This window comes from Pseudomonas sp., from assembly GCF_035512415.1.
GTDB lineage: Bacteria > Pseudomonadota > Gammaproteobacteria > Pseudomonadales > Pseudomonadaceae > Aquipseudomonas.
Genome location: NZ_DATKDZ010000044.1, coordinates 1 through 1,566 on the forward strand (window position 1 = coordinate 1; position 1,566 = coordinate 1,566).

At 64.6% G+C, this 1,566-nt stretch carries 1 protein-coding gene; it reads right to left on the minus strand.

What is annotated here, in order from left to right; all coding sequences use genetic code 11:
- Nucleotides 1–25: 25 nt before the first annotated feature.
- A complete protein-coding gene (locus VMP31_RS22365) occupies nt 26–1,462 on the minus strand; it encodes a hypothetical protein (protein WP_325509906.1) in 1,437 nt (478 codons plus the stop codon).
- Between the last annotated feature and the right edge of the window lie 104 nt (nt 1,463–1,566).

A 1,566-nucleotide genomic window follows, 5' to 3' on the forward strand; every position in this document is an offset into this window, starting at 1 on the left:
TGGGTGTAAATCTCACATAGTGAGCTTATGCGGCTAAAGGCAGGGCAGCATAGGCTGAAACCGGGAGCGATGACACGTCTTGCTGATAGCTCTGGCGCAACAGGTGCCAGCCAGGTTGCCAGCGCTGGCTCTGGATCAGGCTGCGCAAGGTCAGAATGGCTTGGGCGCCATATCCAGACCAGCGCATACCCGACTGCTTCAGGCGCTGGGTGACCAGGGTCTTGCAGGCCGCTTCGACCACGCCGCTGGCAATCGGCAAGTGCTCGCGCAGGTAGTGGGCGTAGCGCATCCGATGACGCTGGTTGCGAAAGTAGCGCAGTTCTTTGGCCAGGCCGGCCCGTACCGCGCCGCGGGCCTGGCGGCGGCGATAGGCCAGGTGACGGATGATCCGCTCGACCCCATCGTCGGCTTCCTTCAGAATGGTCTTGAGCCGGGCAAACTCGGCCCGGCCTTCAGGCGTACACTCGCCCCACACCAGGATCAGGGCATGATGGAGATGATCACAGGCATGGTAGAAGTCCACAATCTCCCAGCTCTGCAGCGGCTGGCCAGCCGGCGCCACCTTCAGCCGCGCCAGGTAGTCCCAGTGAGCCTTGGCGCCGTCGGAGAGCTTCACCAGCCGCAGCCGCGGCGCCACAGCCGCAATGGCTTGCGCTTCGGCTTCGAGTTGCTGGCGCAGCGTCGCCTTGTGCGGCTCGGGCTGGCGGGCATAGCGGATCGTGGCCAACCGCTCGCCTTCCGCGTCGTACAGGCTGAGCGTGCCGCAGCCGACTTCGCGGTAGCCCTTGGGGCCTTTGGGCTGTTTGCCAGTCTTGGCCGCCGGCGCGCAGGCGTCTGGCCGCATCGGGGCCATGACGCCATCCAGTCCGACCGCCAGCGTGACGGCTTCGGCGGCTACCGGTTCCAGGCCGCGCAACTGGGCTTCCCAATCGCTGCGATGCGCCTCCCAGCGGGCCGACAGGTCTTTGGGCAGGCGGGTCAGGCTGCTGGCCGAAGGCTGCATGCCGCTGAGTTCTTCAAACAACTCAGCCCCCACCGCCGGCGGCAAATGGGCGGTGACGTAGGCCGCCTGGCGCGCCGCGGCCGGGGTGAAGTAGCCGGCCACGATCCCGGCCTGCAACTCCAGCGGGCAGACATGCCGACTACCGCGTCCAGCCGGACGGTAGACCCGGCGCTCCACTTGCACCGGGCCGGCACACGTCATGTAAGTGGCTGGTGTGCGCACCGATTGCCTGCATCGGACGCCATTGACCAGCACCTGGGCGGCCTCCAGATCATAGGCGGCCAGTTCGGCCGCCAGCACTTCCCGTCCCAGCGCCATCAACTGTCTCATCAGCCCTTGTTCGAACGCTTCCAAATCCGGCGTGGCTTGCGCCCAGGTCTGCCTGTGCTCCCGCAGAAAGGTATTCAACTGGCGCAACGCCCCACTATTCAGCGAATTGATTTCCTGGTAACCTTCCATCTGGCAGTCTCCTTCGCCGCTTGGATTTCTTGGTCGAAACCCAAATCTGCGAGAGAGACTGCTTTTTGTCAACTCGGGCTCACTATGTGAGACTTACACCCATT